This is a genomic window from Veillonella sp. CHU732, assembly GCF_003992085.1.
Classification (GTDB): domain Bacteria; phylum Bacillota; class Negativicutes; order Veillonellales; family Veillonellaceae; genus F0422.
In genome coordinates this window covers 33,086-41,926 of the sequence record NZ_RQVC01000016.1, presented here as the reverse complement: position 1 = coordinate 41,926, position 8,841 = coordinate 33,086, and the positions used below count along the sequence as shown (strand labels likewise).

At 38.1% G+C, this 8,841-nt stretch carries 7 protein-coding genes and 1 pseudogene; all 8 read right to left on the bottom strand.

Annotated features, from left to right (window positions below):
- Nucleotides 1–713, bottom strand: a pseudogene (locus EO121_RS07445) (hypothetical protein); the annotation flags it as partial.
- A 290-nt stretch (nucleotides 714–1,003) separates the two neighbouring features.
- The gene (gene rlmD / locus EO121_RS07435) at nucleotides 1,004–2,395 is read right to left on the bottom strand and encodes a 23S rRNA (uracil(1939)-C(5))-methyltransferase RlmD (protein WP_127167149.1); all 1,392 of its coding nucleotides are present in this window, start codon (nucleotides 2,393–2,395) and stop codon (nucleotides 1,004–1,006) included.
- A gap of 378 nt (nucleotides 2,396–2,773) precedes the next feature.
- The gene (locus EO121_RS07430) at nucleotides 2,774–3,433 is read right to left on the bottom strand and encodes a TerC family protein (RefSeq protein ID WP_127167147.1); all 660 of its coding nucleotides are present in this window, start codon (nucleotides 3,431–3,433) and stop codon (nucleotides 2,774–2,776) included.
- Nucleotides 3,434–3,636: 203 nt separating this feature from the next.
- Nucleotides 3,637–4,461, bottom strand: a complete 825-nt coding sequence (locus EO121_RS07425; protein WP_240629409.1) for a peptidoglycan-binding protein — start codon at nucleotides 4,459–4,461, stop codon at nucleotides 3,637–3,639.
- A 324-nt stretch (nucleotides 4,462–4,785) separates the two neighbouring features.
- Nucleotides 4,786–5,841 (bottom strand): ABC transporter substrate-binding protein, encoded by a 1,056-nt coding sequence (locus EO121_RS07420; RefSeq protein WP_127167145.1) that lies wholly within the window; start codon nucleotides 5,839–5,841, stop codon nucleotides 4,786–4,788.
- 61 nt (nucleotides 5,842–5,902) lie between these two features.
- A complete protein-coding gene (locus EO121_RS07415) occupies nucleotides 5,903–6,958 on the bottom strand; it encodes an ABC transporter substrate-binding protein (protein ID WP_127167143.1) in 1,056 nt (351 codons plus the stop codon).
- A complete protein-coding gene (locus EO121_RS07410; RefSeq protein ID WP_127167141.1) occupies nucleotides 6,955–7,761 on the bottom strand; it encodes an ABC transporter ATP-binding protein in 807 nt (268 codons plus the stop codon). The genes EO121_RS07415 and EO121_RS07410 overlap by 4 nt, the downstream gene beginning before the upstream one ends.
- Entirely contained in the window at nucleotides 7,761–8,765 is a 1,005-nt protein-coding gene (locus EO121_RS07405) for an iron ABC transporter permease (protein ID WP_127167139.1), read from the bottom strand. The genes EO121_RS07410 and EO121_RS07405 overlap by 1 nt, the downstream gene beginning before the upstream one ends.
- Nucleotides 8,766–8,841: the final 76 nt, after the last annotated feature.

The following is an 8,841-nucleotide window of genomic DNA, read 5'->3' as shown; positions in this document are numbered from 1 at the left end:
ATACAGTAAGTCTTTTTATTCTTATCATCTACATAATTTTTTACATAATGCAAAGCTAAACGTGTTTTTCCCGTACCTGAGGAACCACTAAGTATAACAACATCAACTTTAAGATAAGCATTGATGATATCTTTAATTTCTTTTTTTCTGAAGAGAAATTCAGTGTCAACTGGCGCAGCCATTCTATTTGCATTGTAACGATTTATAAATTCATCATATGATTGAATTTGATCTGTACTTATTGATATCCCCAAATAATCACGTGAAAGATTATGATGGAAAAGATATATATCTTCTGCAAGCTTATCAATTCCAATAATTACAAGCTTTACTCCAACATCTTCACACAATTTTTTTACTTCACTATCTTGAAATGGTGTAAGATTTGATGAAGTATGACAATAGATAATTTCAGAGATTTTGTCATGCGGAATACGCGTCTTTTCTATATCAAGACATTTTTCAAGGTCATCACGAATTTTTGCAAATAAGTTCGCTCTTTGAGTTGTGTATTCAACAAAAATATACTTTCCATTTGATGCAATAAAATAAGTATCAGGTGTACCTAAAGTAGTCTTTCGTGTACCTGCTTCCCCACCAAGAGATACTATACTCATATAGCCTGTTTTATATAAATAAGAATCACAAAGATTTTGAAATGAACCTGCATCCAGTTGTAGTATTTTTTGTTTAATACTTTCAATATTAGCCACCGTCTATGTCCCCTATCATTTTAATAATACACCTTCTAAAAATGCTTCAATGTCTCTAAAATAGCTTCTTACTTTTCAATTGAGCACTGTAAAACTTCCTAGTTCTCATTCTTTGAATTATTATATTGTTTCTTAACTTCTAAACCATTCTTTTTCTTAACTTGTGCAATGTATATTGTAGATACTTTAAGTCCAACTTATTCCAAAATATAGTTTTGAATTTATTTATAGGTTGCTTTACACTCAGTGCTTGTTAAGTCCATATTATCCATCCGAAGTTCTATACTAATCTATTCCTTTGAATCTAGTTTTGCAAGCAAAGATACAGCCTCAACATGATACGTCTGCGGGAACATATCCACTGGTTGAACTTTCACCAATTGGTAGCCCTGTTTTGTCAGTATTTCTATATCTCGTGCCATGGATGATGGGTTGCACGACACGTACACTATCCGTTCTGGCGCCATCCCAACTGCCGCGTGTAGAACATCTTCTTTACAGCCTGCACGGATAGGGTCAAATACGATGACGTCTGGCTCGATGCCTTGTTTATACAAGCGTGGCATCTCCACTGCTGCATCACCTACGATAAACTCTGTATTTTCGTATCCATTGTGAAGTGCATTTTTCTTCGCATCTTCGATGGCAGGTGCCACGATTTCAATGCCGATGACATGCTTTGCTTTGTGCGCCAAGAATAAGGAAATAGTCCCTGTTCCACAATAGGCATCAATCACCGTTTCATGACCTTTCAATTCTGCAAATTCCAAGGCTGTGTCGTACAACACGGTGGTTTGTTCCGGATTCACTTGAAAGAAAGAATGGGGTGACAATTGAAAGGATAAATCTTTAATATAATCTGTAATTTGGTCTTTTCCATAGATCGTACGATTCGTAGGTCCTAAAATCACATTCGTTTGTTTTGGATTGTGATTCACTACGATAGATGTCACCTGTGGCAACTCTGCTACGATACGGTCTACCAATTCCGATTCACGAGGAATATTCACTGTGCAACTTACGAGTATAACCATCCATTCCTCTTTGCCAATGCGACCAATAACATGACGAAGAACACCTCTTTCCGTATGCTCATCATAGGGTTCGATACCTAGGTCTTTCATAGCCTCATAGCAAACTTTACGAATCTCATCATTGCCCACATCTTGAATCGGGCAATGTTCATGGTTAATGATGCTATGGGATCCCTTTTGGTAAAATCCCATGCGGATGTTGCCGATGGTTCCACCTACAGGCATTTGCATCTTATTCCGATATCTCCATGGTTCTTCTGGACCTATGCAAGGTAATACTAACTCTGGGTCACATTTAGCAATTCGTTCTATGACAGCTTTTACAGATTCTGTTTTTAGTCGCAATTGTTCTGCATAGGATGCATGTTGCAATTGGCAGCCCCCACAATTGCCATATACTTCGCATTCTGGTTCCACTCGCTCTGCAGAGGGTGTGAGCACCTCTACAATATCCCCTACGGCATAATTCTTTTTGACTACGATAATCTTCACTTGCACCGTTTCATTCGGTAAAGCATAGGGCACAAATACTGTAAACCCTTCGTATCTGCCTACCCCTTCGCCACTACTGCCAGTGCCGTGAATCTCTATCGTATATGTATGTCCAACGCACACCGATGCTTTCTGTTGTTTCTTCTTCTCGCTCATCTATATATCCTTTAATCCAAGTAATTTGTTTCTATCATTATGTTATTATATCATTTTTTATCTGTTCCTAACACGTCTATATATCTCATACTACCTAGTATAATTCCCACATATGCACACCGTTTATATCATTAATCTAAGTACCTTAGTAAATGTCTATTTAGCATTTGCTGAAAATATTACTACGAAGCAAACAAAAAGCATATAGCCTTCATTGATGTACCACATCATGAAAACTATATGCCTATGTTATACATAACAGCTATTTGTTGAGGTTTGCCTATTGCCACCCTCTCAAAATATAGTATAGAACTTTATTTATTGACTAGTGTCTCATATATAATAAGACATATAGAGAATACTTTTACAATCTCTAATTTATTTCATCAACCGATTACGAATGATCGCTGCACCTAGCACCAATACGACACAACCGATGTGGAATGGCAAGCTATATGGTTCAATATATGGCGTTGCCATTGGATCATGTTGAATCATGCTAGCAGAGACCCATCCTAAGATACCACCACCGACGTATAAGATGATTGGGAATTTATCAATTAATTTTACAAAAATGGTGCTGCCCCAAACAATGATTGGCACTGTTACTAACATACCAGCTACTACTAGTCCAAAATGACCTTCTGCTGCTGCCACAACGCCCAGTACATTATCGATGCCCATCACACCATCGGCAATAATGATGGTAGCAATAGCGCCCCAAATATTATCTTTTGCTTCGACATTATGCTCGTTATCTCCATCTTTCAATAAGGAGTAACCAATCCAAAGCAACATAATACCACCAACAATGCGTAATGCTGGAATATTATCTAAGGCTTCAATAAACAAAATCGCCATAACAAGACGTAAAACAATCGCACCTGCTGTTCCCCAGAAAATAGCACGCTTGCGCAACGTTTCTGGCAAGTTTTTAGCTGCCATGCCTATAACAATGGCATTGTCACCTGCCAGCAATATATCAATAATAATAATTTGTAGAATTGCTAATAACCCTTGTGTTGATGTAATATCCACCATTTCCTCCTATATATACTACTTAGAATACATTTTATTATATCATAGAGAACCTGTAAAACAAAGGATAGCCGATTCAAATGAACCGACTATCCTTCTAGTATGTTAGAATCTACACAACAGTAGTTTCCTATCTTTTATTTTGTGTATCTACACTTTGCAATTAGATGTTCTTTCTGTTTTACAACAAATCAATACTTCCTCTAATTTAAAACATATACTTTCACTGTACGACGACCAAATTGAATCGCCTCATCATAACTATCCATAGCCACATCGATGCGGTGACCTACAATATCGCCACCAGTATCATCTGCCACAGCATAGCCATACCCTTCTACATACACCTCTGTGCCCAATGGAATCACATTCGGATCTACCGATACATATCCTCGGCGCAATGCATGTCCTCGTGCCGTATAAGAACCTGATTCTTGACTAGTATAAGCAGTAGCCTCCATCTCTATGGTTTTTTTATAGGATGATGGCTTGCGATTTTTTTTGAAAGTACTATGTTTTGCGTTCGATAACTTAGACCATGTAGTAGCATCTAAGATACCAGTTTCACTTAATCCATGATACCGTTGAAAGCGAAGTAAGGCTTCTTTTGTGCCACTACCAAATACGCCATCAATGGAACCAGGAGAAAATCCACTATCTTCTAATTTACTTTGTAATTCTTCTATTTGTCGACCGCGATCACCAAACCGTGATACCTCGACAGTACGGGTATTTCGAGATGCTTGCTGCCCCTCGAATTGTTTTTGATTCTCTAGTAAAGCACGCATTGTTTCTTTGCCTACTCTACCATCTGGAGTTAACCCGTGTTCTTTCTGAAAGACGAGTACTGCGTATTCTGTATTATTCCCAAACACTCCATCTGCTGTATCAAGCAAATAGCCTTGGGCTACTAACAACGCTTGTAACTCTTCTACCTCTTTACCGCGATCACCACGTCCAGATGTTGCCAAGGCTGTCACCATGGTACATACCATCAGGAGAATCGCTAGGAGAGTTATTTTTTTCACGATGTTCACCTCATATCTAAATGCTTATACATTTTACCATTTTTTGGGAGATACGTCAAAAAAACAGGGCTTTTTTAACACTTTAACACCACTTAGCACCCATTTTTACCGTATTTTCCCCACATATAGTATAAATCACTTCCCATGGGAAATACCACCTACTACATATATACACTAAAAATGTTAGTTTTCTTCAATTTCTATAGTAATTATGCATAAAAATAGGGTTGCTATACTAAATTGGTATAATAAAACCGCAGTAAAAGTGTCCTCTTACTACGGTTTTACTATAAAGACAATCGAATCCATTTCCTACTAGCAAAACTATTGTGGACCTTCTCCAGCAATAATCCGTTCTGCCTCTGTAGTAGACAACTCATAATGCATGAAGTGTTTATAGAAATCTTGTGTTTCTTTCACTAAATTAATATCTCCAAATAATTGTGGTTGGATGATTTGACCAGCCCACAAGATTTGCAATGCTGATTCAGCACTGTATCGATCCCACTTGAATGTTCCTACAGGGTTACTATATACACGACCCATTTGAACTGCTTTAATACTACTCCATTGTGGGTCGTTCATAATTTTTTCAATGGCTGCTTTAGAGTTCATATCACCTATAATGATAATATCTGGGTTCGCTTTGATGATTTCTTCCATGGTCAATGTAAGCCCTCGACCTTTTTGTTCAATCGCATTAATCCCCCCGGCATGGTGAATCCATTCATCAATAATTGTTTTAGTACCATCTACTTTTAGTAAATTTTCACCTGTCGCAATATGCATCACTCTTGGACGTTCTGCATCAGTTAAACCTTTCGTTTTTTCTTCTGCTAAAGCAATATTTTTATCTAAATACGCATTGTAACTCTTAGCAATCTCTACCGCATTGCCACCAAGAATATCGGCAGTCATAGATACTACATTGCGAAGTCCTTTATAGTCCGTAAACTCCATGTGCACTGCTGTAAAGCCACCTTGACGGACTTGTTCTGCTTGTTTTTTACTATTTACAATAATCACTTGTGGTGATACTTTTTGTAATTCTTCTAATTGTAAATCAAAGCCAAAACGATCTGGTGCAGCAATATTTTTAATATTTGGATAAATATGTGAAAACCAAGGTAATGTTTGTACATATTGTGTGGTGGCAACTAATTTATCTGCCCCACCTAGCATCAACATAACTTGATTATTCGCTGGCCATAAGTCAGCAATCCGTTCCACATGTGTTGGCAATTGAACTTGGGTACCACCAATATCGGTGATAGTATGTACTTCTTGCGTTGCTCCTTTTGATGCATTTTCTGTACCACAACCAGCTAACAAGCCGATGGAAATCAACAATGCAAAGAGCATAGTAATAATTCGTTTCATAACGTCTCCTAACTAGCTTCCATACACAAACTAACTACTTCAAAATCATGTGTCTATACATTTAATTTGCAGGACTTTCACCATGGATAATACGTTCTGCATCATCACCAGATAAATCAAAATGTAAGAAATCTTTATAAAACTTTTGTGTTTCTTTCACTAGGTTAATATCCGCAAATAATTGTGGTTGAATGATTTGGCCTGCCCATAAGATTTGTAATGCCGCTTCAGCACTATACCGATCCCAGTTGAAAGTTCCTACAGGATTGCGGTATACACGATGATTTCTAACAGCTTTTAAGCTTGCCCATTGTGGATCATTCATCATTTGGTCAATACCTTTTTGCGCTTGTGTACCACCGATGATGATAATATCTGGATCTGCTTTGATGATTTCTTCTATGGTCACTACGATTTGTGGACCTGCTGCTGTAATGGCATTCTTGCCACCTGCATAACGAATCCATTCATTGATAATCGTTTTGTCTCCATCTACTTTTAATAAATTATCTCCACCTACGATATGCAACACGGTTGGACGTTCCGCATCGCTAAGATGTTTCGTTTTTTCTTCCGCTAATTTCACATTACCATCTAAATAGGCTAGATACTGTTTGCTAATGTCGATGGCTTTACCACCTAATACCTCGGCTGTAATAGCCACTGTTTTGCGCAATCCTTCATAGTCTGTAAAATTCACACGTACTGCTGGAAGACCTGCTTTGCGAGCCATTTCAATTTGGTTCTTATTGCTAGCCAATACCACCTGTGGATTTAATTTTTGAATTTCCTCCATTTGCACGTCTGTACCTTTTACCGGCGCTGGAATCTCTTTAATTCTAGGATATACTTTTACAAACCACGGCAATCCTTGTACATTTTTTGTAGTAGATACTAATGTATCTGCGCCCCCTAACATCAATACTACTTGGTTATTAGCATGCCATAAATCTGCTACTTGTTTGATATCTTTTGGAATCGTCACTTCCATTCCATCAATATCTGTGACAACCCTCGTAGAAGATGTATTCCCTTGGGATGCATTTTCTGTGCCACAACCAGCCAACATACAAATGGCGGTAAATAAGGCTAATAACAATACTACAATACGCTTCATAAAATCTCCCCTTTCTGACCTAACTGTGGGATTACGCAAACTGTGCGCTGTACCGTTTCGCTATAAAACAAACTAAGCTTCGTCCGGTAAATTCTCTCCAATACTTCCACAGTTACATCACTGACAGAATCGTAAAAATCTATTGTTCCACCACGACATAAACCGACACGGCTATTCAATAATAAAGCCTGTTCCGGTACATGCGTAGTAAAAATAATAGCGTACCCTTGTGTTCGCAATTGCTCTATCGTTTCTAGAACAATCACTTGATTGCGTATATCTAATGCAGATGTTGGTTCATCCATCAATAATAATCTCGTATCTTGCAATAAGGCACGTCCAATGGCTACTAATTGTCGCTGCCCGCCACTTAAATCGCGACACGGTTTATCTCGTAATTCTGTAATTCCCAGCATCTCTAGTATGTTATCCGTTTTTTGGAATTCTTCTTTTCCTGGCGAAGAAAACATCCCCGTTCGTAATGCCGCTCCAAAGGATATATAATCTCGTACCGTATAGGCTATATCTGCCCCTATAATCTGTGGTACAAAAGCAATTAACTGCGCTCGTTCTTGAATAGACACACTCCCTAAATCTACACCATTGCAATATATATGTCCTGATTGCACCTGCTGAAAGCACATCAAGCAACTAAGCAACGTAGATTTACCTACGCCATTACGCCCTAATAAAGCTAAGGTATCTCCAGCTTTCACAGAGAATGATAAGTCCGTAAAAATATTAGGCTCACCCTTGCCATAGGAAAAAGAGATAGAATCTACTGAAAGTTCAAAGGAATCCATTAGAAATACCTCCGTTGTTTATACAACACCCACGCAAAGAATGGCGTTCCAATGAACCCACAGAGTATTCCTAGTGGAATCTCTGCTGTTGTTAACGCCCTAGCAAATAAATCTGCTACCATCAAAAAGGAAGCACTAACTACAATCGTAGCGGGAATCAATTTTTTATGGTCATGTCCCACTAACATACGTGATAAATGTGGTATCACAAGACCTACCCAACCAATGGTACCGCTCAAACATACAGCTGCTGAAGTTAGCAACGTGGAGATTCCTATGATAACTATACGTTCTCTCTGTACATTGACACCTAAACTTTGTGCTTCTTGATCGGACAAGGATAAAATATTTAAGCGCCACCGCAAGGCTATTATTGCTATTGTTCCTATAACAATAATCGGTAATACATACAACAAATTATCCCATGTGACTTTTGCTAAGCTACCTAATTGCCAATACACAATATCTTGAAGTTCTGTATCTGGATCTGCAATGTATTTCAGCAGTCCAATAATAGCTGCCATAAATCCAGACACAATGATGCCACATAAAACAAGAACAATCCTAGATTGGTTTTGAATCAATCTAGGTAATAATAATGTGAGGCATACCGCTACAATCCCACCAATAAAAGCACACAGGGCTACCCCATATAATGACAAATGTAATAAGATACCTAAACAGGCTCCTACACTAGCACCGTGTGAAACACCTAATAAATCTGGTGACACTAAATCATTGCGAAAAACTCCTTGATAGGCTGTTCCCGATACAGCTAACGCAACGCCTACCAAAATAGCACCAAGTACACGAGGCAATCGAATCTCCATAACTACATTGTACATCGACGCATCCCAGGTGATGGGTAGTACTAAAAATTTAGACAGTAATATGTTCCACACTTCATGAACAGGAATAAAAAAGCGTCCCATCACTAAGGACAGCAAAAAAATTCCGGCACATACAAGGACGGATATCATCATAGCCCGTTTATAATGATACATAATAATCCTCCCATTCTCAGTTACACTTATACACTTACTATAGATAGTTATTTCAAAATTTGCAAGAAGTTTTTTT

Coding starts and splice junctions, on each gene's coding strand:
- EO121_RS07420 (WP_127167145.1), bottom strand. CDS start 5,841: ATGAAACGAATTATTACTATGCTCTTTGCATTGTTGATTTCCATCGGC.
- rlmD (WP_127167149.1), bottom strand. CDS start 2,395: ATGAGCGAGAAGAAGAAACAACAGAAAGCATCGGTGTGCGTTGGACAT.
- EO121_RS07405 (WP_127167139.1), bottom strand. CDS start 8,765: ATGTATCATTATAAACGGGCTATGATGATATCCGTCCTTGTATGTGCC.
- EO121_RS07415 (WP_127167143.1), bottom strand. CDS start 6,958: ATGAAGCGTATTGTAGTATTGTTATTAGCCTTATTTACCGCCATTTGT.
- EO121_RS07410 (WP_127167141.1), bottom strand. CDS start 7,761: ATGGATTCCTTTGAACTTTCAGTAGATTCTATCTCTTTTTCCTATGGC.